27 protein-coding genes are annotated in these 23,616 nt (G+C 69.3%); 11 read left to right on the top strand and 16 right to left on the bottom strand.

Translation table 11 applies throughout. The features are described from left to right. Positions 1–3: 3 nt before the first annotated feature. From flgH to Ga0609869_RS06365, 8 genes are read right to left on the bottom strand one after another with little or no spacing between them, the layout of a single operon-like run. The gene (flgH, locus tag Ga0609869_RS06400) at positions 4–738 is read right to left on the bottom strand and encodes a flagellar basal body L-ring protein FlgH (RefSeq protein WP_125403040.1); all 735 of its coding nucleotides are present in this window, start codon (positions 736–738) and stop codon (positions 4–6) included. A 12-nt stretch (positions 739–750) separates the two neighbouring features. After that, positions 751–1,182 carry a flagellar basal body P-ring formation chaperone FlgA gene (gene flgA, locus Ga0609869_RS06395; RefSeq protein WP_125403039.1) on the bottom strand — a complete coding sequence of 144 codons (432 nt, stop codon included), beginning with the start codon at positions 1,180–1,182 and terminating at the stop codon, positions 751–753. Next, positions 1,182–1,967 carry a flagellar basal-body rod protein FlgG gene (flgG, locus tag Ga0609869_RS06390; RefSeq protein WP_125403038.1) on the bottom strand — a complete coding sequence of 262 codons (786 nt, stop codon included), beginning with the start codon at positions 1,965–1,967 and terminating at the stop codon, positions 1,182–1,184. The genes flgA and flgG overlap by 1 nt, the downstream gene beginning before the upstream one ends. A 22-nt stretch (positions 1,968–1,989) precedes the next feature. Further along, on the bottom strand, positions 1,990–2,703 hold the full coding sequence (locus Ga0609869_RS06385) for a flagellar hook-basal body complex protein (protein ID WP_125403037.1): 714 nt from the start codon (positions 2,701–2,703) through the stop codon (positions 1,990–1,992). Between the two features lie 3 nt (positions 2,704–2,706). After that, positions 2,707–2,973, bottom strand: coding sequence for a flagellar biosynthetic protein FliQ (locus Ga0609869_RS06380; protein ID WP_125403036.1), 267 nt, complete (start codon positions 2,971–2,973; stop codon positions 2,707–2,709). Between the two features lie 4 nt (positions 2,974–2,977). Continuing rightward, on the bottom strand, positions 2,978–3,268 hold the full coding sequence (gene fliE, locus Ga0609869_RS06375) for a flagellar hook-basal body complex protein FliE (protein ID WP_125403035.1): 291 nt from the start codon (positions 3,266–3,268) through the stop codon (positions 2,978–2,980). A 30-nt stretch (positions 3,269–3,298) separates the two neighbouring features. Beyond that, positions 3,299–3,679: a flagellar basal body rod protein FlgC gene (flgC, locus tag Ga0609869_RS06370; protein ID WP_125403034.1), complete on the bottom strand. Its 381-nt coding sequence runs from the start codon at positions 3,677–3,679 to the stop codon at positions 3,299–3,301. 9 nt (positions 3,680–3,688) lie between these two features. Continuing rightward, complete coding sequence (locus Ga0609869_RS06365) at positions 3,689–4,084, bottom strand: FlgB family protein (protein WP_125403033.1); 396 nt, start codon at positions 4,082–4,084, stop codon at positions 3,689–3,691. Positions 4,085–4,165: 81 nt separating this feature from the next. Here Ga0609869_RS06365 and Ga0609869_RS06360 point away from each other — a divergent pair, with 81 nt between their 5' ends. Further along, positions 4,166–5,500: a FliI/YscN family ATPase gene (locus Ga0609869_RS06360; RefSeq protein ID WP_125403032.1), complete on the top strand. Its 1,335-nt coding sequence runs from the start codon at positions 4,166–4,168 to the stop codon at positions 5,498–5,500. 84 nt (positions 5,501–5,584) lie between these two features. On the opposite strand, the gene Ga0609869_RS06355 is transcribed toward Ga0609869_RS06360, so the two are convergent. The 6 genes from Ga0609869_RS06355 to Ga0609869_RS06330 form a co-directional block, all read right to left on the bottom strand. After that, positions 5,585–6,376: a DUF1217 domain-containing protein gene (locus Ga0609869_RS06355; RefSeq protein ID WP_125403031.1), complete on the bottom strand. Its 792-nt coding sequence runs from the start codon at positions 6,374–6,376 to the stop codon at positions 5,585–5,587. Then, positions 6,373–6,777, bottom strand: coding sequence for a flagellar biosynthesis repressor FlbT (gene flbT, locus Ga0609869_RS06350; RefSeq protein ID WP_125403030.1), 405 nt, complete (start codon positions 6,775–6,777; stop codon positions 6,373–6,375). Before flbT ends, Ga0609869_RS06355 begins: the two co-directional genes overlap by 4 nt. Next, entirely contained in the window at positions 6,774–7,142 is a 369-nt protein-coding gene (gene flaF / locus Ga0609869_RS06345) for a flagellar biosynthesis regulator FlaF (protein ID WP_125403029.1), read from the bottom strand. The genes flbT and flaF overlap by 4 nt, the downstream gene beginning before the upstream one ends. 82 nt (positions 7,143–7,224) lie before the next feature. After that, positions 7,225–8,520 carry a flagellin N-terminal helical domain-containing protein gene (locus Ga0609869_RS06340; RefSeq protein WP_125403028.1) on the bottom strand — a complete coding sequence of 432 codons (1,296 nt, stop codon included), beginning with the start codon at positions 8,518–8,520 and terminating at the stop codon, positions 7,225–7,227. 203 nt (positions 8,521–8,723) lie between these two features. Continuing rightward, entirely contained in the window at positions 8,724–9,065 is a 342-nt protein-coding gene (locus Ga0609869_RS06335; protein ID WP_125403027.1) for a hypothetical protein, read from the bottom strand. After that, positions 9,052–9,318, bottom strand: coding sequence for a rod-binding protein (locus tag Ga0609869_RS06330; RefSeq protein ID WP_125403026.1), 267 nt, complete (start codon positions 9,316–9,318; stop codon positions 9,052–9,054). Before Ga0609869_RS06330 ends, Ga0609869_RS06335 begins: the two co-directional genes overlap by 14 nt. An 849-nt stretch (positions 9,319–10,167) precedes the next feature. Between Ga0609869_RS06330 and fliK the strand changes: the two genes are divergently transcribed. Next, positions 10,168–10,815, top strand: coding sequence for a flagellar hook-length control protein FliK (fliK, locus tag Ga0609869_RS06325; protein ID WP_170168731.1), 648 nt, complete (start codon positions 10,168–10,170; stop codon positions 10,813–10,815). 12 nt (positions 10,816–10,827) lie between these two features. After that, the gene (locus tag Ga0609869_RS06320; protein WP_125403024.1) at positions 10,828–11,499 is read left to right on the top strand and encodes a flagellar hook capping FlgD N-terminal domain-containing protein; all 672 of its coding nucleotides are present in this window, start codon (positions 10,828–10,830) and stop codon (positions 11,497–11,499) included. Here the strand turns inward: Ga0609869_RS06320 and ubiB are convergent. Both ubiB and ubiE read right to left on the bottom strand, forming a co-directional pair. Further along, positions 11,496–13,025 (bottom strand): 2-polyprenylphenol 6-hydroxylase, encoded by a 1,530-nt coding sequence (ubiB, locus tag Ga0609869_RS06315; protein ID WP_125403023.1) that lies wholly within the window; start codon positions 13,023–13,025, stop codon positions 11,496–11,498. The two genes, Ga0609869_RS06320 and ubiB, sit on opposite strands and share 4 nt — an antisense overlap. A gap of 1 nt (position 13,026) precedes the next feature. Next, complete coding sequence (gene ubiE, locus Ga0609869_RS06310) at positions 13,027–13,773, bottom strand: bifunctional demethylmenaquinone methyltransferase/2-methoxy-6-polyprenyl-1,4-benzoquinol methylase UbiE (RefSeq protein WP_125403022.1); 747 nt, start codon at positions 13,771–13,773, stop codon at positions 13,027–13,029. A 184-nt stretch (positions 13,774–13,957) separates the two neighbouring features. Here ubiE and mutM point away from each other — a divergent pair, with 184 nt between their 5' ends. The 8 genes from mutM to gyrB all read left to right on the top strand — a co-directional run bounded on the left by mutM (position 13,958) and on the right by gyrB (position 23,587). Further along, positions 13,958–14,809: a bifunctional DNA-formamidopyrimidine glycosylase/DNA-(apurinic or apyrimidinic site) lyase gene (gene mutM, locus Ga0609869_RS06305; protein WP_125403021.1), complete on the top strand. Its 852-nt coding sequence runs from the start codon at positions 13,958–13,960 to the stop codon at positions 14,807–14,809. A 62-nt stretch (positions 14,810–14,871) separates the two neighbouring features. Next, the gene (locus Ga0609869_RS06300) at positions 14,872–15,648 is read left to right on the top strand and encodes an enoyl-CoA hydratase (protein ID WP_125403020.1); all 777 of its coding nucleotides are present in this window, start codon (positions 14,872–14,874) and stop codon (positions 15,646–15,648) included. Positions 15,649–15,809: 161 nt separating this feature from the next. After that, positions 15,810–16,076, top strand: a complete 267-nt coding sequence (gene rpsT, locus Ga0609869_RS06295; RefSeq protein WP_125403019.1) for a 30S ribosomal protein S20 — start codon at positions 15,810–15,812, stop codon at positions 16,074–16,076. 617 nt (positions 16,077–16,693) lie between these two features. Further along, the gene (gene dnaA / locus Ga0609869_RS06290) at positions 16,694–18,046 is read left to right on the top strand and encodes a chromosomal replication initiator protein DnaA (protein ID WP_125403018.1); all 1,353 of its coding nucleotides are present in this window, start codon (positions 16,694–16,696) and stop codon (positions 18,044–18,046) included. 120 nt (positions 18,047–18,166) lie between these two features. Continuing rightward, on the top strand, positions 18,167–19,285 hold the full coding sequence (gene dnaN, locus Ga0609869_RS06285; protein ID WP_125403017.1) for a DNA polymerase III subunit beta: 1,119 nt from the start codon (positions 18,167–18,169) through the stop codon (positions 19,283–19,285). 76 nt (positions 19,286–19,361) lie between these two features. Beyond that, positions 19,362–20,474 (top strand): DNA replication/repair protein RecF, encoded by a 1,113-nt coding sequence (gene recF, locus Ga0609869_RS06280; protein ID WP_125403016.1) that lies wholly within the window; start codon positions 19,362–19,364, stop codon positions 20,472–20,474. Next, a complete protein-coding gene (locus Ga0609869_RS06275) occupies positions 20,471–21,091 on the top strand; it encodes a LysE family translocator (protein WP_125403015.1) in 621 nt (206 codons plus the stop codon). Before recF ends, Ga0609869_RS06275 begins: the two co-directional genes overlap by 4 nt. 78 nt (positions 21,092–21,169) lie before the next feature. Beyond that, positions 21,170–23,587, top strand: coding sequence for a DNA topoisomerase (ATP-hydrolyzing) subunit B (gene gyrB / locus Ga0609869_RS06270; RefSeq protein ID WP_125403014.1), 2,418 nt, complete (start codon positions 21,170–21,172; stop codon positions 23,585–23,587). Positions 23,588–23,616: the final 29 nt, after the last annotated feature.

The following is a 23,616-nucleotide window of genomic DNA, read 5'->3' as shown; positions in this document are numbered from 1 at the left end:
TCCTCAGAACGGAAGGATGATATCGGCGACCTGCTGGCCGTAGCGCGGCTGCTGCACGTCGCTGATCTGCCCCCGCCCGCCATAGGAAATGCGCGCCGAGGCGATCTTGTCATAGGTCACCTCGTTCTGGCGCGAGATGTCCTCGGGGCGCACGTAACCCGAGACCAGCAATTCGCGCATCTCGAAATTGACCCGCACCTCCTGGCTGCCCTCGATGCGCAGGATGCCGTTGCGCAGCACCTCGGTGATGGTGGCCGCCACGCGCAATGTCAGCTTTTCCTTGCGCCGGACCGAGCCGTCGCCGCCCGAGGACGAGCTGGAATTGGTCGCCACCGCCTCGGCCATGCTGGCGCCGTCGGGCAGGTGGCGGTCGATGCGCTGGGGCAGCCCGAAAAGGCCGTCGACCCCCATGCTTTCAGACCCGCTGCGCGAGCGGGCGGTCGAGTTCGAGATCTCGGCCTTGTCGTCGATCTCGATCACCACGGTCAGGATGTCGCCATGCCGGCCGGCCCGGCGGTCGCCCAGCAGCGACTTGCGGTCGCCACGCCAGAGCGAGGCGCTGTCGCCGGGGCGCGCCGCCGCACGGTCCGCGGGCAGCGGCACAGAGGTCATGGCGTAATAGGGGGTCGTGCCCTCGATCGGGGTAAAGCCCGGCGCCTTTCCGACATTTTCCAGCCGCGCGCAGCCGGCGGCGGCCAGCGGCAAGACCAGGCAAAGCGCGATATGCAAACGGTTCATGGGCAGGGTTCCTCAGGGGCTGGCGGGGGCGGTGCCGACCAGCACCCGCCCGTTTCGGGCGACCACGCCGCGGACGGTGCCGCGCGAGGCCAGGTTCATCACGCGCAGCGCCTCGCCCGCCCCGGCGCGGCCCAGCGCGCGCCCCTCGGCGGTCAGCCGCAGCGGGCCGTTGCGGTATTCCAGCGTGACGATCTGGTTGCGTTCCACCAGCGCGGGCGGTGCCAGGTCGGCGGCCCGGATCGGCCGCCCGGCATATAGCATCACCCGCGCCTCCAGCCCGATCGCCGCCTCGGGCCGGTCGAGCGCGCCGGGCACGTCGGCCACGATGAGCGCCACGTCGGCGGGGCCGAGCACCGCCTGGCTGCGGATCGTGCGGCTGGCCACCACGGTTTCGGCGGCCGCCGCCGGCGGGGCGAGGCACAGGCAAAGCAGCAGCCAGCGCATCAGCGCACCTGCGTGGTGGTGGCCAGCATCTGGTCGGCGGCGGTGATCACCTTGGCGTTCATCTCGTAGCCGCGCTGGGCCTCGATCAATTCGGTCACCTCGCGCACCGCGTCGACCGAAGACGCCTCCAGATAGCCTTGGCGCAGCGCGCCGAACCCGTCCTCGCCGGGCGTGCCGACCAGCGGCGCGCCCGAGGCCGGGGTTTCGGCAAACAGGCTCGATCCCATCGCCTCCAGCCCCTTGGGGTTGGAAAAGCCGGTCAGCGTGAACTGTCCCAGAAGCTCTGGCTCGACCTGGTCGCGGAAATGGGCGTAGACCTCGCCCGAGGCGTTGACGGTCACGCTGACCGCGTCGTCGGGGATGGTGATATCGGGCACCACCGCGTGCCCGTCAGACGTGACGATCAGCCCGTCGCCGCTGCGTTTCAGCGCGCCGTCGCGGGTATAGGCGGGCTGGCCCGAGGGCAGGGTGACCTCGAGATAGCCGCGCCCCTCGATGGCGAGGTCCAGATCGCCGCCGGTCTCTGCCAGCGCGCCCTGGGACAGCATCATGCTGACCGATGCGGGCCGCACGCCGAGGCCCAGTTGCACCCCGGTGGGCAGCACGGTGCCGTCGGCCGCGGCGATGGTGCCGGCGCGGGTGACCTGCTGATAGTGCAGATCGGCGAACTCGGCCCGGCGGGCGTTGTAGCCTGTGGTGCTCATGTTGGCGAGGTTGTTGGAAATCACCTCGACCCGTGTCTGCTGGGCCGACATGCCGGTCGCGGCGATCTGGAGGGCGCGCATTGCGGGGTTCCTTTCTGTTGTCTCAGGCGCCGAGCGTGCGGATCACACTGCGGATGCGTTCGTCTTCGCGGTCGATCAGGCTCTGGCCCAGCTCGTAGGCATGCTGCACGTCGATCATCCGGGCGATTTCGGCCACCGGCTCGACATTCGACTCTTCCAGAAAGCCCTGCATCAGCCGGGCCTCCTCCAGCGGCTGGACCGCGCCGCCCGGGTCGAACGCGGCGCCCGGGGCGCGCCGCATCGCGGTGGGATCGGCCGGCGCGTAAAGCCCGATCCGCGTCAGCGCGCGCCCGTCCGCGCTGAGCGTGCCGTCGGGCGCCAGCGCAACGCCCGCGGCATCGGGCGGCACGAAAACCGGCGCGCCGCCGGCGTCGAGCAGGCGGTGGCCGGCCGGCGTCACCAGCTCGCCGTTCGCCTCCGGGGTGAAGTGGCCGGCCCGCGTCAGGCGCTGGCCCCGGGGCGTTTCGACCAGGAAGAACCCGGTGCCCTCGATGGCGAAATCCAGCGGCCCGTCGGTCTGGCGCAGGGGTGCCTGCGTGAAATCGGTGCGGCGCACATGGCCGTTGGCCATCGCCAGCGCGCCGCCGCCCGGCTGTGCCACGACATGTTCGGAAAAGATCACCCCCTCGCGCCGATAGCCGGTGGTCGCCGCGTTGGCGATGTTCTGCGCCACGGTGTCGAGCGCGCGCATCAGCCCGGCCTGGCGGGAAAGCGCGATATAGCCGGCCCCGTCCATCGCTCAGCTCCCCGCGATCATCGGCACCAGCCGGCCGGTGAAATACGCGGCAAGGCTGGCGCTCATGAAAGACATCGAGACCCAGAACACCGCCAGGATCGCGGCGAGCTTTGGCACAAAGGTCAGCGTCATTTCCTGCACCGAGGTCAGCGCCTGGAACAGCCCGACCGCCACGCCGACGATCAGCGCGGCGCACAGCATCGGCGCCGAGATCGTCACCGCGACCCACAGCCCCTCGCGCAGGGCATCGAAAAAGGCGGTGTCCTGCATCGGCTCAGACCGGCATCCGCAGGATTTCCTGATAGGCCTCGACGATGCGGTCGCGCACGGTCACCGCCGCCTCGACGGCCAGCTCGGTCTCGGCCAGCGCCTGCACCAGGGCGTGCGGGTCGGCGCGCCCGGCCAGCCCTTCCAGCGCCGTGGCCTCGCCCGCGCGCAGGGTGTCGGCGAAATCCTGCGCCGTGGCGCCAAGGCTGCCGGTCGGGCTGTCGCCCAGCGGCTCGGGCCGCGTGGCGGGCCGGGCGCTGTCATAGGCGCGGGCGGCAAAACTGGTGGAAATGTCCATTCTGGTCCTCCTGTGGCTCGGGGCGCGGCGCTAGCGCCTCAGGATCTCAAGCAGGCTGCGGGTCATCTGGCGCGCCTGATCGAACATCCGCAGATTGGCCTCATAACTGCGCTGGGCCTCTCGGGCGTCGGCGATCTCGATCACCAGATCGACGTTCGAGCCGAGGTACTGGCCGTTCTCGTCGGCCAGCGGGTGGGCCGGGTCGTAGACCCGCTCCAGCGCGCCGGGGTCGAGCGTGACCGGGCCGGTTTCGACCGCCCCGGCCGCCATCGCCTGGCGAAAGGCGGTCAGCTTGCGCCGATAGCCGGGCGTGTCGGCATTGGCGATGTTTTCCGTGACGTGGCGCAGCCGCGTGGCCTGGGCCTGCATCCCGCCGGCGGAAAGCTTCAGGGTATCGGTCAGATCGCCCATCGCGCCCCCCTATCGGCCCCGGCTGAGGCTGGTGCGCAGGATGCCCAGCGCGCTTTTATAGACCGACAGCGCCATCTCGTGGCTTTGGCGGGTCTCGGCCGCCTTGACCATCTGCGCCTCGAGCGACACCGAATTGCCGTTGGGCGCTACTGTCGCCCGGTCATCCACCCGTGCAGCGGCGGTCGCGGCCGTCGCACCGCCGCCGGCGATATGGCCGGCGCGGGTGGTGTGCAGGGCCGCGTGTGCGGACGTCGCGCGATAGGTTTCGGTGAAGTTGGGCAGATCCTCGGCGCGGTAGCCGGGCGTGTCGGCCTGCGCCACGTTCTGCGCGATCACGCCCTGGCGGGCGGCGGAATGGCGGGCCAGCGCGGCGGCCATGGTCAGGATTTCGGGCCTGTCGGTCATCGGGGCTTCTCCCTCGGTCGCAACCAAGGCTTAAGGGCGATTCCTTTAGAAAGCGTGTGCGCATGATGAACGGAGCGACCGATGGCCCATGATCCCTTTGCCGCCCTCCGGGGCCGTCTCGACGGGCTGTGCCTGTCGCGCGCCGTGGGCCGCGTGTGCGCGGCCGGGGGCGGCACAGTGTCGGTGACCGGGCTGAGCGGTCAGGCCGCCTTGGGCGATCTGGTCGAGCTGCGCCAGCGCGGCGCGGTGGCGCGGCGGGGCGAGGTGCTGGGATTGGCCGAGGACTGCATCACCGTGCTGCCCGACGGGTCACCCGACGGTCTGTCGGTGGGCGACGTGGCGGTGCTGGCGGGCGTCGGACGCATCGCGCCGGCGGCGCACTGGCTGGGCCGGGTGATCGACCCGTTCGGCGCGCCCCTCGACGGCCGGCCGCTGATGCCGGGGCCGTGCGCCCGGCCGCTGCGCGCGCCACCCCCGCCCGCCGCACGGCGACGCCCGCTCGGCCAGCGGCTGGCGACCGGCATGGCGGCGTTCGACACGTTGTTGCCGCTGGCGCGCGGCCAGCGGCTGGGCCTTTTCGCGGGCTCCGGCGTGGGCAAGTCGATGCTGCTGGCCCGGTTCGCGCGCGGGGTCGAGGCCGACGTGGTGGTGCTGGCGCTGATCGGTGAGCGCGGGCGCGAGATCGGGCAGTTCGTCACCGATGTGCTGGGCCCCGAGGGGATGGCGCGCAGCGTCGTGGTGGCCGCCGCGTCGGACCAGTCGCCCTTGGTGCGCCGCCGTGCTGCCTGGGCGGCGATGGCGGTGGCCGAGCATTTCCGCGACGCGGGCCGGCACGTGCTGTTGCTGGCCGATTCGGTGACGCGCTTTGCAGAGGCCCACCGCGAACTGGCGCTGGCCGGGGGCGAGGCCGCGGACCTGCGCGGCTTCCCCGCCTCGACCGTGCGCGAAGTGATGGCCCTGGCCGAGCGGGCCGGGCCGGGTGCGGCGGGGATGGGCGACATCACCGCAGTCTTCAGCGTGCTGGTCGCCGGGTCGGACATGGAAGAGCCGGTGGCCGACATCCTGCGCGGCACGCTCGACGGCCATGTGGTTCTGGACCGGCGGATCGCCGAGCGCGGGCGGTTCCCCGCGATCGATTTGCTGCGGTCGGTCTCGCGCAGCCTGCCCGGCGTGGCGAGCGCGGCAGAAAACGCGGCGATCGCCGGCGCGCGGCGGTTGTTGGGGGCCTATGACCAGGCCGAGATGATGATCCAGGCCGGGCTTTATTCCGCCGGAACAGACCCTGAGATTGACGCGGCGGTGGCGGTCTGGCCGGCGCTCGACGCGTTTCTGGGCGCCGCGGCGCCGGACGGGCCGGCACAGGCGTTTGCCGACCTCGGCGCGATCCTGAACGGGTCGTGGCCCGAGCCGGAATGAGCGTGGTGGTGCCAGGCTTTCCGTGGTTGCGTGGCGCCGGTTTTGGGCCGGGTGTCACAACCTGGGCGGGCGGCTGGCCTGCCGCTATCCGCCGAGCAGGGTCAGCGCCGTGCGGGCGGAACTGAGCGTGGCATCGACCTGCCGCACCTGCGCCTGCAAGAGGTAGGCGCGCACCAGCTCTTCGCGCCGTTCGGGCTGTGCGAACTGTGCGAACTCCGCGCTTCCGAACCGCTGTTCGGCTTTCGCGCGGTAGCCGGAAAGCTGGTCGTCCAGGTCCAGCGCTGCAAAGCCGTCGGGCAGGCCGAAGGCGGTGTCGAACACCTGGCGCAGCGGGGCCGAGCCCATCACCGAGAACCAGGCGGAGGCGTCGTTCAGCCCGCGCGCCGCCAGATCGCTCAGCTCGCGTTCGAGATTGAGCGCCAGCCGCAGGCTGGTGTCCTGTTCGCCCACGGCGGTCTCGAATCGCTGGTTGCGATAGGCGGCGACGATGCGTTCGGCAAACCCCGGCTGGCCGGTGCGCCGGGTCTCGCCCGGGCCGAACCCGAACGCCTCGGCCAGCTTGAGGTAGCGCTTGTCGCTCAGCTTGTTGGCCAGTGCGGCCGTGTCGGTGCTGCCGTCTTCCAGAACGGTGCGGATGAAATGGCGGCTGTCGATGTCATCGCCCAGCCCGAAGGCGCCGAGCGCCACGCGCAACAGCCGCCGGTCGGCGACCAGCGCCCCGGCGCTATCGACCTCGCCGATCTTGGCGGTGAAATAGTCGGTATCGCGGGCCATCGCGGGGCTTTTGTCGAACACCGCCTGCTGGCGGTCCAGCGTGCGGGTGAGAAAGGCCCAGCCGGCATAGCCGCCCAGGGGCAAAATCGGCTGAAAACTCATGGCGTTGCAGCCGCCAACAGGCGGTCTTCCCGCGGCAACAGGCTGCGCAGGGCCTTGAGCGCCTGGTAATGCCGCCCCTCGATCACCGCGGCGGTGGCCATGTCCAGCCGGCTGCGGCTGTCAGGGTCGGTCAGCGCCTGGCTGAGTTGTTCGATCCCGCGCAGCAGTTGCAGTCGCACCGCCTCGGGCTCGGCATCGCCCGACAGCACCAGCTGCGCGGCATAGCAGACCCGGCGCACCGGCGTCGTGGCCTCTTCGGGGTGGAGCGCGTCGCGCAGCCGCAGGATTTTCGCACCCGGTGTGAGGATGCTGAAACGGCCGCGGCGCTCGCCGTTCTCGATCACGGCGCCGTTGACCAGCACCCGTTCGCCGGGGCCGAGCTTGAGAACGAGGCCGCTCATGCCGCGGGCTCCGTGCCGGTCAACCCGCGCATCACCGCGGTGTTTATCTCGATCAGCGGGGCGCAGTCGGCTGTGCCCGTCAGCGCGGCGCGGCTGTGCTGGCGTATGAAATCCGCCAGGAAAAGGATGCGCGCGCGCAGCGCGTCGGGCAGGGCGTTGCCCGGCTGGGCCACATCGGCGGCGAGCGCGGCCCATAGCCGGCGGTTGTCGTGCAGTGCCGCCGCGCGGGCGGGCAGGGGGCCTGACTGGGCCGATTTCAGCCCGGCGGTGACCCGGGCGAAGGCATCGTATTCGGCCGCGCGCGGCGGGCGCGTCGGGTCGGTCGCCATGCCATAGGCCGAGCGTGCGAGGGAAAGCGCGGTCACGGGTCTGTCCTTCCGTTCTCAAGGGCGGTTGGTGCCATTGGTCTGGCCGGGGCGGACCAGCGGCCCGCCCCGGCCCGCGGCCTTAGCGGAACAGCGACAGGATGTTCTGCGGCGCCTGGTTGGCGATCGACAGGGCCTGGGTCGCCAGCTGCTGCTGCACCTGCAACGCCTGCAGCCGGGCCGAGGCGGCCTCCATGTCGGCGTCGACCAGCGCGCCGATCCCCGATTTGAAGCTGTCGATCATGGTCGACATGAAGTCGTCCTGCAGCTCCAGCCGCTTGGCGGTGGTGCCCAGCGCGGCCTGCGCGTCCGACGTGGTCTGGATCAGTTGCTCGATCGTGCCCAGCGCGAGGGCGGCGTCGCTGCCGGTGGCCACGCTCAGGCCGGCCAGCCCCGACAGCCCGCCGGAGCCGCGGCTGGCGGTGACGCTGATGCGCTGTTCCAGGCCGGTATTGTTGGTGATCTGCAGGTCACTTCCGTTCGCCTCGATCAGGAAGGCGCTGCCGTTTGCGCCCGCATCGTCCAGCGCGGCGCGGATGCCGCCGACGATATCGGCCTCCTGGTCGCCCTCGCGCACGGTGTAGGATGCGCTGACCGAGCCGATGCTGACCTGCAGGAAATCGCCCTCGAGGAAACCGGTGGCATCGGCCAGCTGCGCCGCGGTGGCCTCGGTGCGGCTGGCGGCCCCGGCATTGGTGCCGTCGGTCAGGGGCGGCGCGATCGTCAGCGCCGCCGTGGCGGTGGTGGCGATCACGGTGGCGCCGGTGTTGTCGTATCCGCCCGGCAGCGCGCTCTGGTCCGTGCCCGCCGCGGTGCCGCCCAGCTGCGAGGCGAGACCGGCGCCGACGAGGGCGGTGCCCGCCGTCGCGCTGAGGTTGGTGGTGGACGTGCTCATCGCGATGGTCGAGGTGTTGACCGCGCCTGACGCGTCGCGGTTCATCGAGCCCAGAACGTCAAAGGTCGTCTGCGACCCGTCGAGCAGGTTGAGGCCGTTGAACTGGGCCGAGGCGACGATGCCGTTGATCTGGCTCCTGAGCGAGAGGATCTCGTCGTTCAGCGCGGTGCGGTCGACGTTGTCCTCGTTGGCGGCGACGATCTTGCCCTTGATCTCGTTCAGCAGATCGCCGACCTGCTTGGCCCCGTTCGCGGCGACCGCCACCGTCGATTGCCCCAGCGACAGCGAATCGGAGATCGACTTGAAACCGCTGACGTCGGATTCCATCACCTTGGTGATGGCAAACACGGCGGCGCTGTCCTTGGCCGTGGCCACCGATTTGCCGGTGGAGATCTCGTCCTGCGTCTTGGCCAGGTTGGTGTTGATGCTTTTCAGCGTCTGCAGGGCCACCATCGCGCTGGAATTGGTCAGAATACTCGACATGTGTCTCGGTCCTTTCGGAAAGGGCGCTTTGCGCCCGGCGTGAGATGCCGCACATCGCGGCGGTTCCGGCCTTCTGACCTTTTGCGGTGCGCCCGCGGGGGCCCGCGCCACCGGACCCCCGGTGCGCATCCGACAATCCCGGCGGGGTCTTAACGGCGCGCTAATGGCTGCTTGGCGGACCCGCGCAATTCGATGAAAAGGCGTCAGGCCCGGCGCGAGAGCCCCGGCCCCCGGCCCAGCGTCTGCGGGCGCCCGTCCCGGTCGTAGGTGTCGAGCTGCGACGCCGCCTGCCGCAGCGCGGCCAGCCGTTGCCGCGCGGCCGCCTGCCCCCTGAGCGCCGCGGCCAGCATCGCCTCGTTGCGTTCCGCGCGGGCGCGCAGCGCGGCCACCCGGTCGCCCGCGGGGCGCATCTGTGCCAGCCTCTCGGCCAGGCGGCGCTTTTCCTCGGCCAGCCCCGCGGCACGCGCGAGGCCGCCTGTGCGCACCAGCCGGTATTCCGCGTCGAGCAGCGCGTGCAGCGCGTCCAGCGGGTCAGCGCTTTCCATCGGCCGGGCCGTGGAGCGCGTGGAACAGCCGTTCGGCCAGGCCGAAGCCGCCGGCCTCGGCCATGGCCTCGGCCTGGGACTGGCGCAGGAACGAGGCGAACTGGTCTTCGCCCGTGCCGCCGCCAAAGGCCGCGGGCGTCCGGCCGAGGCCGGCCGCTTTCAGCATCTCGGCGATGACCTGCGCCTCGAGCGCGCGCGCCGCGCCGCGCAGGGCGGTCTGGTTCGGGGTCGTCGGGGGCGGGGGCTGGATCATGGCGTCTCCTTGGCGCGGGGTCTGGCCCGGATATGCACCGGCGCGGGTAAAGAAGCGGTAACCTCTGTGCCGGATGATCGGCCCATGACCGTCGCCTCATCCCTATCCGCCCCCAGACAGGGCACCGCGCCGATCGTTTCGGCGCCGCCCGCCCCGCCGCCCGCCCTGTCTGCGGCGCCGGCTTTTGCCCGCGCCGTGGCAGGCGTTGCGGTCGAAAAGGCGGCCGTGGCCGGCGGGGCAGAGTCCCCCGCCGCCGCCGCCGACCTGGAAGCGCCCGAGACCGAGGCGGCCGGAAGCCCCCAGGGCGCAGGCCATGCGGCCGTGCCGATGGCGCTGGCCGTGCCCGCGCCCGTGGCGCATTCCGCCAATATGGCAGGGCCGGCGGGCAAGGCGGCCTGGTTCCCATCCGCGCGGACATCCCAGCCGGGTAACGGGCCGGCCGTGCCGATGCCCACAGCGCCGTCGCCGGGCCCCGGCGGGCCCAATCCGGCCCCACCCCAAGCCGCCGGAAAACCGGGTGAAACAGAGACTGACACGGCCAAATCCGGGCCATTTCGCCCCGCCTCGCCGGCGCCAGCCGCTCTGCCGGTTGGCGCCGCGGCTGACATTGCCGCCCTGCCCGCCATGGCGGCGGCACCCGGCGCCCTTTCCACCCGCGCCTTGGGCGACGCCGCGTTCCGTCCACGCCCATCGGGGCCGGGGCAAGCACCGGGGGGCGCGGCCAGCCATCAGGCAGGCCCCGCCGTGACAGACCGACCGTCGGCCCCCGAAACGCAAGCCGGCCGCATCCCGGCCGGACGTGGGCCGGCGCCCTGCGATGGACTGCCGAAACCTTCGGCGGATGGCTGCGTGGCCGCGCCGTTGGGCCGCGCAGGCGGCGGAGATCCGCGCTCCGAAGGGGCTGGCCCGGCAGGCAAGAGCGGCGCGACAGGGTCCCATGCCGTCGGTATTTCTGCGGGCGCGGCGGGGTCCGCCGCCGCGCCGCCCGAGGCGGCCGGACTGGCGCCCGAGGCCGAGACTGGCCCGCGGGCGGAGATCGCACTGGCATCTCGGGCCGCTCCGTCGCCGGGCGGCCCGCCCGATGGCACCGCCCCTCCCACGGCGCGCAGGCCCGCCGCGGCGCCCCAGGTTCAGATCGTCGAGGCGCTGCGCCATGCCCGCGATGGCGGCGTCGAGTTGCAGCTTCGGCCCGAAGAACTTGGCCGCGTCCGCATCGCGTTGTCGCCCGCCGATACCGGGCTGACCGTTACCGTCCAGGCCGAGCGCGCCGAGACGGACGCGCTGTTGCGCCGCCATATCGAGCATCTGGGGGCCGAGCTGCGCGGCCTCGGCTATGGCGAGATCCGCTTCGAGTTCGGCGCGGGGCAAGGGGACGACGCGCGCCCGCCCCCGGACGGCCCCGTGCCCGAGAGAGCCGAGGAAGAAGCCGCGGGCAGCCCCGGCGCCGCGGACCCCGCCGCCCCGCCCGCGCGGACGGGGCTCGACATTCGAATCTGACCGGAGAGACCGATGGACGCCACCGCCGACACCACCATGGCAACCGCCCCGGCCGCGACGCCGGCCGGTTCGGCCCTGACAGCCACGATTCCGTCGGACTTTGAAACCTTCCTGCGGATGCTGACCGCACAGATCCGCAACCAGGACCCGCTCGACCCGATGAAGTCGACCGAATTCGCGGTGCAGCTTGCCACCTTTTCGGGGGTCGAGCAGCAATTGCGCACCAACAGCCTGCTGGAGACGATGGCCGGCGGGATGGGCCTGTCCGCACTGGCCGCCTATGGCGACTGGGTCGGGCGCGAGGTGCGTTCGGCCGCGCCCGCGCCATTCGACGGGACCCCGCTGACCATCGAGCTCGGCGCGCCCTCCGGCGCGGCGCGGGCCGAGCTGGTGGTCGCCGACGAGACCGGCGCCGAACGCCAGCGCCTGGCGATCGACCCCGCGGACGAGACCGTCACCTGGGCCGGTACGGACGAGGACGGCACACCCTTCGGGCAAGGGCCCTACCGGTTTTCCGTGGAAGGCTACGACAGCAGCGGCGCGCTGATCGACAGCGCGCGGGCCGAGACCTACCAGCGCGTGGCGGAGGTGCGGGTCGAGGACGGCGCGGCGGTGCTGCTTTTTGCCGGCGGCGGGCGCGTGGCCGGCGACGCGGTGACCGGCCTGCGCGATCCCGAGCCCTAGATCAACAGGCCCAGCACCATGCCCGCGCCGACCAGCGCGCCGCCGATGCCCATCCAGAGGACCGGCTTGAACGGCGACGGGCGCGGCGGCTCGGGGTCGGGGTTGGATTGCTGGATCAATAGCGTCTCGGCCATCTCGGGCAGCCGCGGGCCAAAGCGCGACAGCACCCGCGCCGTGCGCACCAGGTCGCGCACCACGGCCTTGGGGCCTATGTTTTCCTTGATGTATTCCTCGACGATGGGCCGGGCGACCTCCCAGATGTTGATCGAAGGGTTGAGCGAGCGCGACACGCCCTCGACCACCACCATGGTGCGTTGCAGCAGGATCAACTCGGTCCGCGTGGCCATGCCGAACCGCTCTGTCACCTCGAAGAGATAGGCGAGAAGCTTGGCCATCGAGATGTAGCTGGCATCCATCCCGAAGATCGGTTCGCCCACCGAGCGCAGCGCCTGGGCGAATTCGTCGATATCGCGGTCGGCGGGCACATAGCCGGCCTCGAAATGCACCTCGGCCACCCGGCGATAGTCGCGCCGGATAAAGCCGTAGAGGATCTCGGCATAGACCCGGCGGGTGTATTCGTCGATCCGCCCCATGATGCCGAAATCAAAAACCAGGATGTCGCCGTTCGGGCCCACCTTCATGTTGCCCTGGTGCATGTCGGCGTGGAAATAGCCGTCGCGCAGCGCGTGGCGCAGGAACATCGCCAGCACCCGCTCACCGATGGCGCGGCGGTCGTGCCCGGCGGCATCCAGCGCGGCATTGTCGCCGATCGGCACGCCCTCGCACCAGCCCAGCGTCAGGACACGCTTGCCCGACAGGGGCCAGATGATCCGGGGCACGGCAAATCCGGGGTCGTTCTCGGTATTGGCGGCGAATTCGGCGGCGGCCGATGTCTCGATGCGCAGGTCCAGCTCGCCCGTGACGACCCCGTCGAAATGGGCGATCACGTCGCTTGGACGCAGGCGGCGCGAAAACGGGGCCAGAAGCTCGATCGTGGAGGCCGCGAAATAGAACGCGTCGATGTCGCGGCGGAAATTGCGCTCGACATTCGGGCGCAGCACCTTGACGGCCACCAGTTCGCCGGTCTCGGCGACGCGCGCCTGGTGCACCTGCGCGATCGAGGCCGCCGCGATCGGTTCGGAAAATTCCGAAAACAGCGTGTCGGCCGGGCGGCCCAGCTCCTGGGCGACCGTTTGCTTGGCCACCTCGACGGGAAACGGTGCCAGCTTGTCCTGCAGCACGCGCAACTGCACGGCCAGCTCGTCGCCCACCACGTCGGGCCGGGTCGAGAGGATCTGGCCGAACTTGATATAGGCCGGGCCCAGCGCCGTGATCGCCCGGGTCGCGGGGGGCAGCGAAGGGTCGCCCTTTTCGCCCAGCCATTTGAACGGCCAGCCCAGGATGCGCGCGGCGGCGCGCACGCTGGCAGGCGCACCCAGCTCTTGCAGCACCATGCGGTTGGCGCCCGTGCGCTCCATCGTGGCCAGTGTCTGCACCAGCCGCCAGATATTGTGAGGCCCGCGCATGCTAGATCTTCCAGCCCGAATGCAGCGCCGCGATGCCCATCGACAGGTTGCGGTACTTCACCTGCTCAAAGCCCGCCTGGCGGATCATGTCGGCAAAGCTGTCCTGGTCGGGAAACTTGCGGATCGATTCCACCAGGTACTGATAGCTGTCGCGGTCGTTCGCCACGATCTGGCCCATCACCGGGATCACGTTGAAGGAGTAGCGGTCATAGGCCCATTGCATCGCCGAATTGGGCAGTTGGCTGAACTCGAGAACCATCAGCCGCCCGCCGGGGCGCAGCACGCGGTAGGCCTCGTTCAGCCAGTCCTGGATGCGGGTGACGTTGCGGGTGCCGAAGGCGTTGGTGGCCACGTCGAATGAATTGTCCTCGAAGGGCAGCGCCATCGCGTCGCCCACAACCCATTCCAGGCTGTCGGCCATCCGTTCCGCGTCGGCCCGCTTGCGCCCCTCGACCAGCATCGATTCCGTCATGTCGAGGACAACGGCGCTGGCGCCCGGCGCGCGCTTGAGAAAGCGAAAGGCGATGTCGCCGGTGCCGCCCGCGACATCGAGCAGGCGCTGGTGCGGGCGCGGTGCCAGCCAGTCCATCATCGCGTCTTTCCAGATGCGGTGGACGCCGCCCGACATCAGGTCGTTCATCAGGTCGTAGCGCGAGGCGACGCGGGTAAAGACGCCATGCACCATGCCCGCCTTTTCGTCTTCGCGGATGGTCTGAAATCCGAAATGCGTGGTTTGCTGGTCGGTCATCGAGGGCTGCCCTGAATTGCTCAATGTGTCGATATAGCGTGGCGGCGAAAGACACAAACGGTGATCACGCCGCAGTTAGGGCAACCGGCACGGGCACCGTTTGTTGCGGTGGCCCCGGGTGGGGGCTATGTCTGTGGCTCGCTTGCCCACGCGGGCCGATGCAAAACCCGAGGCCGCGCCGCCGATGCCCGAACTTCCCGAGGTCGAAACCGTGCGCCGGGGGCTGGCCCCCGCGATGGAGGGCCAGGTGATCGCCCGCGCCGATGTGCGCCGGCCTGACCTGCGCTGGCCTTTCCCGCCGGACATGGCCGCACGGCTGACGGGCGCGCGCGTGCTGCGTCTGCGCCGGCGGTCGAAATACATCCTGGCCGATCTCGACACGGGCGAGACGCTGATTATCCACCTGGGCATGTCGGGGCGGATGCTGGTCTCGGGGGTGATGCCGGGGGCGTTCCATTTCGATCACCCCGCGCCGGAAAAACATGACCACGTGGTCCTGGACATGGCGGGCGGCGCGCGCGTCACCTTCAACGATGCGCGCCGCTTCGGCGCGATGGACCTGGTGCCGACCGCCGCGGCCGAGGCGCACTGGCTGCTGGCCGATCTGGGGCCCGAGCCATTGGGCAACGCCTTCAACGACGCCTACCTGGTGGCCCGCCTCAGGGGCCGGATGACGCCGATCAAGGCCGCGCTGCTGGATCAGCGCGTGGTGGCGGGGCTGGGCAACATCTATGTCTGCGAGGCGCTGAACCGCGCCGGCATATCGCCCCGGCGCAAGGCCGGGCGAATCGCGGCGCCGCGCGTGGCGGGGCTGGTGCCGGTCATCCGCGACGTTCTGACCGAGGCCATCGCGGCGGGCGGCTCCAGCTTGCGCGACCATCGTCAGGCCAGCGGCGAGCTGGGCTATTTTCAGCATGATTTCCGGGCCTATGGCCGCGAGGGCGCGCCCTGCCGCAGCCCCGGATGCGGCGGCGCCATCCGGCGCATCGTGCAATCGGGCCGGTCCACCTTCTACTGCCCGCGATGCCAAAGATAGCTTGATTGCTGGTCGCAGGCTGCTAAGGACTCGGGTCCGAACCACAGGAGTATGCCCTCGCCATGGCCTACAAGACGCTGATCGTCGAGATCGAAGACCACGTAGCGCTGATCCGGCTGAACCGGCCCGACGCGCTGAACGCGCTGAATTCCGAGTTGCTGGCCGAGCTTTCCGACGCGGTCGCGCAAGCGGATGCCAACGAAAAGGTCCGGTGCATCATTCTGACCGGATCGGACAAAGCCTTCGCCGCGGGCGCCGATATCCGCGAGATGAGCGAAAAGAGCTTTGTCGAGGTGTTTACCGAGGACATGTTCGCGCGCGAGACCGAGGCACTGCTTGCCTGCCGCAAGCCGATTATCGCCGCGGTGTCGGGCTATGCGCTGGGCGGCGGCTGCGAGCTGGCGATGATCTGCGATTTCATCATCGCCGCGGATACCGCGAAATTCGGCCAGCCCGAGATCAACCTCGGCGTCGTCGCCGGCATCGGCGGCACCCAGCGCCTGACCCGCTTTGTCGGCAAGTCCAAGAGCATGGACATGCACCTGACCGGCCGCTTCATGACCGCCGAAGAGGCCGAGCGATCGGGGCTGGTCAGCCGCGTGGTGCCGGCCAAGAAGCTGATGGAAGAGGCGATGGCCGCGGCCCAGAAGATCTCTGAGAAATCGGCGGTCACCGTGATGGCGGTCAAGGAATCGGTCAACCGGTCCTACGAGACCACCCTGCGCGAGGGGCTGCTGTTCGAACGCCGGATGTTCCATGCGCTGTTTGCCACCGAGGACCAGTCCGAGGGCATGTCGGCCTTTCTGGAAAAGCGCGAGCCGCAGTTCCGCGACAAGTAAGCGTTCCAACTGGGGGCTTTCCTTTGGCGGCGCGATCCCCTATAGGGCGCCGTTATACATGCGCGTGAGGCCCGCTTTGGCCGGAATCAGCCGGTGGTCGAAAACCCGGCCGGGTCTCTTTGCGCTTCACGATACAACAGACCCGGGAATGGGAAAGACACATGGCTAATTCGCCCCAGGCAAAGAAACGCGCCCGCCAGAACGAGCGCCGCTTCGCAATCAACAAGGCGCGTCGCTCGCGCATCCGCACCTACCTTCGCAAGGTCGAGGAAGCCATCGCTTCCGGCGACAAGGACGCCGCCGCAGTCGCCCTGCGCCAGGCCCAGCCCGAGCTGATGCGCGGAGTCACCAAGGGCGTGCTGCACAAGAACACGGTCGCGCGCAAGTTGTCGCGCCTGTCGGCCCGGGTAAAGGCCATCGGAGCCTGAAACTCCGCGCGCGCCGGGGCCTTCCCGGATCGCGCCTCCAACAGGGCGCGCCACCCGGCGCGCCCTTTTTTTATTGAGCTTTACCGCCCGATTTATCGGCTTTGGCCCCTTGCTGTGTGCCTTTGGTAACGCCATTTCGGATTCGTTCTGTTAAGTTCAAGTCAAGCTTTAAGTTCTGTTGCGCCTGTGGCGGGCCTGTTGCTAGCGTCTCCAAGCGATTCACATCGTCTGGGGGGACATGAGGCAGTCGCCGAGGTGGATCGGATGTGCAGGGGCGTCCTCGCGGACAACCCGAGGTTGCACGCCGATCCGGGTCGAAGCTAGGCCATTGATGCGTATGGGGACGCATGGCGTGATGCTTTGTCCGTGGCGACGCGGCAGCCGATCTTGGATCGGCGCGTCAGTCTGAACATGTCCGGGGCGCCCGCGCCGAAGCGGAGTATGACCTGACCGACGGAAACGGCCATGCCGTTTGCCGAAGGGATGGATTATACCGTAACGGCTGGTGCGCCGATCACCCTCGGCCGGTCTGGTTCGCCGGGCGGGCGGCGCCATGAGTGGTAAGCGGTAGGACGTCGTTTCGCGGATAAGAATGGGACGAACTGAAAGCGGGCAAAATGACAGACGAAACATGGGGCGAAATCTGTGCTGACCTTGAGAAGAGCATTGGCAAGAACAATTTCGTAACCTGGATATCGCCGTTGAAGTTCGACCGCCTTCAGGACCGGGTGGCACGGTTCCACGTGCCGACCACGTTCGTCGGCAACTGGGTTGAGCGTCATTTCAGCGATCAGATCCTCGACCACCTGACCCGCGTCGGGGTCGATGTGGAGCGGCTGGAATTCTCAGTCCGCTCCGACAAGGGCCGCCAGACGACGGCCAGACACGCCCAGCCCGCGCCAAAGCCCGCCACGGCGATCGGGGGCGATCTGCCCGGCGCGCCCCTCGACGGCCGGTTCACATTCGACAGTTTCGTCGTGGGCAAGCCCAACGAGCTGGCCCACGCCGCCGCCCGCCGCGTGGCCGAAGCCGGCCCCGTGACCTTCAACCCGCTGTTCCTTTATGGCGGGGTCGGCCTCGGCAAGACACATCTGATGCACGCCATCGCCTGGGAGCTGCGCGAAAGCTCGCCCCAGCTCAGGGTGGTCTACCTCTCGGCCGAACAGTTCATGTACCGGTTCGTGCAGGCGCTGCGCGAGCGCGACACGATCGGTTTCAAGGAGCTTTACCGCTCGGTCGACGTGCTGATGGTCGATGACGTGCAGTTCATTGCCGGCAAGGACAGCACGCAGGACGAATTCTTCCACACCTTCAACGCGCTGGTCGACCAGAACAAGCAGATCATCATTTCCGCCGACCGCGCACCGGGCGAGATCAAGGATCTTGAAGACCGGATCAAGAGCCGCCTGCAGTGCGGACTGGTGGTCGATCTGCACCCGACCGATTACGAGCTGCGCCTCGGCATCCTGCAACAGAAGGTCGATCTTTACCGCGTGCAATACCCCGGGCTGGCGATCTCCGACGGGGTGCTGGAGTTCCTCGCCCACCGGATCACCACCAACGTGCGGGTGCTGGAAGGTGCGCTGACCCGGCTCTTTGCCTTTTCGTCGCTGGTAGGGCGCGAGATCACGCTGGAGCTGGCACAGGATTGCCTGGCCGACATCCTGCGATCGAGCGAGCGCAAGGTCAGCGTCGAGGACATCCAGCGCAAGGTCAGCGAGCATTACAACATCCGCCTTGCCGACATGCTGGGCCCGCGCCGGCAGCGCACGCTGGCCCGGCCGCGGCAGATCGCGATGTACCTGGCCAAGAAACTGACCACCAGCTCGCTGCCCGATATCGGGCGCCGCTTTGGCGGGCGTGACCACACCACCGTCATGCACGCCGTCAAGCGGGTTGAAGAGCTGCGTTCCAGCGATGCCCAGATCGCGGAAGACGTCGAAATGCTGCGCCGCACCCTGGAAGGCTGAGACCGCTCGCCGCTGTACTCTTGACGCCCCTCGCAAAGCGTCGGACAGTCCGCGAAAATGCTTGCGCGGGAAAGGGAAACCTTTAGGTTTTGCCTCCCCGGCGACAAGAGGAGCGAGGGTATGAAGATCAGCATCGAACGCGGCACGCTTCTGAAAGCGGTCGGGCAGGCGCAGTCGGTGGTGGAGCGGCGCAACACCATTCCGATCCTTGCCAACGTGCTGGTCGAGGCCGAGGGCGATAGCGTCAGCTTTCGCGCCACGGATCTGGATATCGAGGTGGTCGACCGGGTGCCCGCCCATGTCGAGCGCGCGGGCGCGACGACGGTGTCGGCGGTGACGCTGCACGAGATCGTGCGCAAGCTGCCCGACGGGGCGCTGGTGCAGATGACCGACGATGGCGCCTCGGGGCGGCTGGTCGTCGAGGCCGGGCGGTCGCATTTCACCCTCGCCACCCTGCCGAAAGAGGACTTTCCGGTGATGGCCTCGTCGGAATACGGCTCGAATTTCTCGGCGCCCGCGCCGGTGCTGCGCCGGCTCTTCGACAAGTCGAAATTTGCGATTTCGACCGAAGAGACCCGCTATTACCTCAACGGTGTCTACATGCATGTGGCCGACGGCGAAAACGGCCGGGTGCTGCGCTGCGTGGCGACCGACGGCCACCGGCTGGCCCGGATCGACGCGCCCCTGCCCGAGGGCGCCGACGCGATGCCTGGCGTGATCGTGCCGCGCAAGACCGTGGGCGAGATGCGCAAGCTTCTCGATGACGACGACGCGCAGATCGCCGTGTCGGTGAGCGAAACCAAGGTGCGCTTTGCCACGCCCGAGATCACCCTGACCTCCAAGGTGATCGACGGCACCTTCCCCGACTATTCCCGCGTGATCCCCACCGCCAATACCCGCCGGCTGGAGGTGGATGCGGCCGAGTTCGCCAAGGCGGTCGACCGCGTGGCGACGGTCAGTTCCGAACGCTCGCGCGCGGTCAAGCTGGCGCTGGACGAAGACCGCCTGGTGCTGTCGGTCAACGCCCCCGACAGCGGCGCCGCCGAGGAAGAGCTGGCCGTGGCCTATGGCGACGAAAAGCTCGAGATCGGGTTCAACGCCAAGTACCTGCTGGAGATCGCCAGCCAGGTCGACCGCGAGAACGCTGTTTTCATGTTCAACTCGTCGGGCGACCCGACGCTGATGCGCGAGGGCGACGATACCTCGGCCGTCTTCGTCGTGATGCCGATGCGCGTGTGAGCGCGGCGGCGCCAGGGGGCGCGTCTGCGACGCGCGCCTCCGGCAGGGGTATTTTTGCCAAGAAGAAGGGCAGGGGATGCCCAGGCTGGCCCTGACAGAGCTGACGCTTGCGCAGTTCCGCTCGCACGCGCGGGCGCGGCTGACGCTCGACGGCCGGCCCGTGGCGCTGTTCGGCGCGAACGGGGTGGGCAAGACCAACGTGCTGGAGGCGGTATCGCTGATGTCGCCGGGCCGCGGGCTGCGCCGCGCGAGCGCCGAGGAAATGGCCCGCGCGCCGGGCGCGCTGGGCTGGAAGCTGGGCGCGGTGCTGGCCTCGCTCTACCAGGTGCACGAGGTCGAAACCTGGGCCGAACCGGGGGGCACGCGGCAGGTCAGGATCGACGGCAAGACGGCCGCGCAGGTGGCGCTGGGCCGGATCGCCCGGGTGCTGTGGCTGGTGCCGGCGATGGACCGGCTGTGGATCGAGGGGGCCGAGGGGCGGCGGCGCTTTCTCGACCGGGTGACGCTGAGTTTCGAGCCGGGCCACGGCGAGGCGGTGCTGACCTACGAAAAGGCGATGCGCGAGCGCAACAGGCTGCTGAGGGACGAGGTGCGCGACGCCCATTGGTATGCCGCCCTGGAGGGCCGGATGGCCGAGGCGGGCGCCGCGATCGGCGCCAACCGGCGCGCCGCGCTGGCCCGCCTGGAGGCCGCGCAGGCCAGTGCCGAGACCGCCTTTCCCAGGGCCGGCCTGGCGCTGGCGGGGCCCGATGGCGCCGACCCCGGCGCGCCGGCGGAGCTGGCCGCCGCGCTGGCCGAGGGGCGGCCGCGAGACATGGCGGCGGGGCGCACGCTGACCGGGCCGCACCGGAGCGATCTGGAGGCGGTGTTCGCGGCCAAGGGGGTGGCGGCGGGCCAGGCCTCGACCGGCGAGCAGAAGGCGCTGCTGATCGCGCTGATCCTGGCCAACGCGCGGGCGCTGACGCAGGATTTCGGCGCGCCGCCGCTGATCCTGCTGGACGAGGTGGCGGCGCATCTGGATGCCGGGCGGCGCGCGGCGCTTTACGACGAGATTTGCGCCCTCGGCGCGCAGGCCTGGATGACCGGCACCGGGGCGGAGCTGTTCGAGGCCCTGGGCGACCGCGCGCAGATGCTGGAGGTGACCGAGGAGGGCGGCACCAGCCGGATTGCCGAGAGGGCGGCGCCGTGACGGTCACGCCCGGCGACCTTCTGCTCTATTCCGGCGCGCTCTTGGTGCTGTTTCTGACCCCCGGTCCGGTCTGGGTCGCGCTGACGGCGCGGGCCCTTTCGGGCGGGTTTCGCGCGGCCTGGCCTCTGGCCCTCGGCGTGGTGATCGGGGACGCGCTCTGGCCGCTTCTGGCGATCCTCGGGGTCAGCTGGATCGTCTCGGTCTTCGACGGGTTCCTCGCGGTGCTGCGCGTGGTGGCGAGCCTGGTTTTCGTGGGGATGGGCGTGTTTCTCTTGCGCCATCCGGCGGCGTCCATCGCCGAGGACAGCCGCCTGACGCGGCCCGGCATGTGGGCGGGGTTTCTTGCGGGGCTCGCGGTGATCCTCGGCAACCCCAAGGCCATCCTGTTCTACATGGGCGTGCTGCCGGGCTTTTTCGATCTCTCCGCGGTCCGCGGTCCGGACATTGCGGCCATCGTGGGCATCTCGATGGCCGTGCCGCTTCTCGGCAATCTCGTCTTCGCGCTCTTCATCGACCGGGCGCGGCGTATCCTGACCTCGCCTGCCGCGTTGAGACGGACCAACCGGACCGCCGGGGCCCTGCTGATCGGGGTGGGTCTGGTGATCCCCTTCACCTGACACCAAATCTTGTGGGTCGGGCGTGACAACCCCCCCATAAGATCGTATAAAATCGGAAAAATCCGAAGGAAGGCTCCCATGGCCGAAAAAGTGCCGACGCCAGAGGAATACGGCGCCGATTCCATCAAGGTTCTCAAAGGCCTGGAGGCGGTTCGCAAGCGCCCCGGTATGTATATCGGCGATACCGACGACGGGTCGGGCCTGCACCACATGGTCTACGAGGTGGTGGACAACGGTATCGACGAGGCGCTCGCCGGACATGCCGACGCTGTCAGCGTGACGCTTCATCCCGATGGCAGCGTCTCGGTGTCCGACAACGGCCGGGGGATTCCTGTGGGCATTCACGAGGGCGAGGGCGTCTCGGCCGCCGAGGTCATCATGACGCAGCTGCATGCCGGCGGGAAGTTCGACCAGAACTCCTACAAGGTGTCGGGCGGCCTGCACGGCGTCGGCGTCAGCGTGGTCAACGCGCTCAGCGACTGGCTGGAGCTCAGGATCTGGCGCGACGGCAAGGAACACCACGCCCGCTTCGAGCGCGGCGAGACGGTGCAGCATCTGGAGGTCGTGGGAGACGCGGGCGGGCGCACCGGAACCGAGGTGCGCTTTCTCGCCTCGCTCGATACGTTCTCGAACCTCGAGTACAGCTTCAAGACGCTGGAAAACCGGTTGCGCGAACTGGCGTTCCTCAATTCCGGCGTCATGATCGTGCTGGAAGACACCCGGCCGGGCGAGCCGCAAAAGACCGAGATGGTCTACGAGGGCGGCGTCCGCGAATTCGTGCGCTATCTGGACCGCCACAAGTCACCCGTGATGCCCGAGCCGATCTTTATCGCAGGCGAACGCGACGGCATCGGCGTGGAGGTCGCGATGTGGTGGAACGACAGCTACCACGAGACCGTGCTGCCCTTTACCAACAACATTCCGCAGCGCGACGGCGGCACCCATATGGCGGGGTTTCGCGGCGCGCTGACGCGCACGATCAACGGTTACGCCCAGTCGAGCGGCATCGCCCGGCGCGAAAAGGTGAACTTTACCGGCGACGACGCCCGCGAGGGGCTGACCTGCGTGCTGTCGGTCAAGGTGCCCGACCCCAAGTTCAGCTCGCAGACCAAGGACAAGCTGGTCAGCTCAGAGGTTCGGCCGGCGGTGGAGAGCCTGGTGAACGAAAAGCTGGCCGAGTGGTTCGAGGAAAACCCGGCCGAGGCGCGGCAGATCGTCGGCAAGATCATCGAGGCCGCGCTGGCGCGCGAGGCCGCGCGCAAGGCGCGCGAGCTGACCCGCCGCAAGACGGCGATGGACGTGGCCAGCCTGCCCGGCAAGCTGGCCGATTGCCAGGAAAAGGACCCCGCGCATAGCGAGCTGTTCCTGGTCGAGGGCGACTCGGCCGGCGGCTCGGCCAAGCAGGGCCGGGCGCGCGCCAACCAGGCGGTGCTGCCGTTGCGCGGCAAGATTCTCAACGTGGAACGCGCGCGGTTCGACCGGATGCTCGGAAGCCAGGAAATCGGCACGCTGATCACCGCGCTGGGCACCGGCATCGGGCGCGACGAGTTCGATATCGCGAAACTGCGCTATCACAAGATCATCATCATGACCGACGCGGATGTCGACGGTGCGCATATCCGCACGCTGCTTCTGACGTTCTTTTTCCGGCAGATGCCCGAGATCATCGAGGGCGGCTATCTCTATATCGCCCAGCCGCCGCTTTTCAAAGTCAGCCGCGGCAAGTCCGAGGTCTATCTCAAGGACCAGCCGGCGCTGGAGGATTACCTGATCCAGATGGGGGTCGAGGGGGCGATGCTGCGCCTCGGCTCGGGCGAGGAAATGATCGGGGCGGACCTTGCCCGCGTTGTCGACGAGGCGCGCCAGGTGCGCCGCGTCCTGCACGCGTTCCCGACCCACTACCCGTCGCATATCATCGAACAGGCCGCGGTCGCCGGCGCCTTCCTGCCGGGGCAGATCGACGCCGACCTGCAGGGCACGGCCGACGCCGTGGCCGCGCGGCTCGACCTCGTGGCGCTGGAATACGAACGCGGCTGGAAGGGCCGCCCGACCCAGGACAAGGGGCTGCGGCTGACGCGCCTGCTGCGCGGCGTCGAAGAGGTGCGCACGATCGACGGCCCCGCCCTGCGTTCGCCCGAGGCGCGGCGGCTGGGCGGGTTTACCGAAAACCTGCAAGAGGTCTACGGCACGCCGGCGCGGCTGGTGCGCAAGGACCGCGAACAGCCGATCCACGGGCCCAGCGAACTGTTGAGCGCGATCCTCGCCGAGGGCGAAAAGGGCCTCGCCCTGCAACGCTACAAGGGGCTGGGCGAGATGAACCCCGGCCAGTTGTGGGAAACCACGCTGGACCCCGAGGCGCGGACGCTGTTGCAGGTGCGTATCGAGGACGTGGCCGAGGCCGACGACATTTTTACCAAGCTCATGGGCGACGTGGTGGAGCCGCGGCGCGAGTTCATCCAGCAAAATGCGCTGAGCGTCGAAAACCTCGATTTCTGAGCCGTGTCGGGCGGCCCGCCCCGACCGGC

Source organism: Rhodovulum iodosum (genome assembly GCF_041020385.1).
Taxonomy (GTDB): Bacteria; Pseudomonadota; Alphaproteobacteria; order Rhodobacterales; family Rhodobacteraceae; genus Rhodovulum; species Rhodovulum iodosum.
Note: the sequence above shows the minus strand (reverse complement) of the source record. Positions and strands in the feature narration are given on the sequence as shown.

Coding starts and splice junctions, on each gene's coding strand:
- Ga0609869_RS06340 (WP_125403028.1), bottom strand. CDS start 8,520: ATGTCGAGTATTCTGACCAATTCCAGCGCGATGGTGGCCCTGCAGACG.
- flbT (WP_125403030.1), bottom strand. CDS start 6,777: ATGAGCGGCCTCGTTCTCAAGCTCGGCCCCGGCGAACGGGTGCTGGTC.
- mutM (WP_125403021.1), top strand. CDS start 13,958: ATGCCCGAACTTCCCGAGGTCGAAACCGTGCGCCGGGGGCTGGCCCCC.
- Ga0609869_RS06335 (WP_125403027.1), bottom strand. CDS start 9,065: ATGGAAAGCGCTGACCCGCTGGACGCGCTGCACGCGCTGCTCGACGCG.
- fliE (WP_125403035.1), bottom strand. CDS start 3,268: ATGGACATTTCCACCAGTTTTGCCGCCCGCGCCTATGACAGCGCCCGG.
- Ga0609869_RS06355 (WP_125403031.1), bottom strand. CDS start 6,376: ATGAGTTTTCAGCCGATTTTGCCCCTGGGCGGCTATGCCGGCTGGGCC.
- Ga0609869_RS06385 (WP_125403037.1), bottom strand. CDS start 2,703: ATGGACGGGGCCGGCTATATCGCGCTTTCCCGCCAGGCCGGGCTGATG.
- Ga0609869_RS06380 (WP_125403036.1), bottom strand. CDS start 2,973: ATGCAGGACACCGCCTTTTTCGATGCCCTGCGCGAGGGGCTGTGGGTC.
- ubiE (WP_125403022.1), bottom strand. CDS start 13,773: ATGACCGACCAGCAAACCACGCATTTCGGATTTCAGACCATCCGCGAA.
- Ga0609869_RS06360 (WP_125403032.1), top strand. CDS start 4,166: ATGGCCCATGATCCCTTTGCCGCCCTCCGGGGCCGTCTCGACGGGCTG.
- Ga0609869_RS06365 (WP_125403033.1), bottom strand. CDS start 4,084: ATGACCGACAGGCCCGAAATCCTGACCATGGCCGCCGCGCTGGCCCGC.
- dnaN (WP_125403017.1), top strand. CDS start 18,167: ATGAAGATCAGCATCGAACGCGGCACGCTTCTGAAAGCGGTCGGGCAG.
- Ga0609869_RS06300 (WP_125403020.1), top strand. CDS start 14,872: ATGGCCTACAAGACGCTGATCGTCGAGATCGAAGACCACGTAGCGCTG.
- flgA (WP_125403039.1), bottom strand. CDS start 1,182: ATGCGCTGGCTGCTGCTTTGCCTGTGCCTCGCCCCGCCGGCGGCGGCC.
- Ga0609869_RS06330 (WP_125403026.1), bottom strand. CDS start 9,318: ATGATCCAGCCCCCGCCCCCGACGACCCCGAACCAGACCGCCCTGCGC.
- recF (WP_125403016.1), top strand. CDS start 19,362: ATGCCCAGGCTGGCCCTGACAGAGCTGACGCTTGCGCAGTTCCGCTCG.
- flgG (WP_125403038.1), bottom strand. CDS start 1,967: ATGCGCGCCCTCCAGATCGCCGCGACCGGCATGTCGGCCCAGCAGACA.
- flgC (WP_125403034.1), bottom strand. CDS start 3,679: ATGGGCGATCTGACCGATACCCTGAAGCTTTCCGCCGGCGGGATGCAG.
- gyrB (WP_125403014.1), top strand. CDS start 21,170: ATGGCCGAAAAAGTGCCGACGCCAGAGGAATACGGCGCCGATTCCATC.
- rpsT (WP_125403019.1), top strand. CDS start 15,810: ATGGCTAATTCGCCCCAGGCAAAGAAACGCGCCCGCCAGAACGAGCGC.
- Ga0609869_RS06320 (WP_125403024.1), top strand. CDS start 10,828: ATGGACGCCACCGCCGACACCACCATGGCAACCGCCCCGGCCGCGACG.
- ubiB (WP_125403023.1), bottom strand. CDS start 13,025: ATGCGCGGGCCTCACAATATCTGGCGGCTGGTGCAGACACTGGCCACG.
- dnaA (WP_125403018.1), top strand. CDS start 16,694: ATGACAGACGAAACATGGGGCGAAATCTGTGCTGACCTTGAGAAGAGC.
- flgH (WP_125403040.1), bottom strand. CDS start 738: ATGAACCGTTTGCATATCGCGCTTTGCCTGGTCTTGCCGCTGGCCGCC.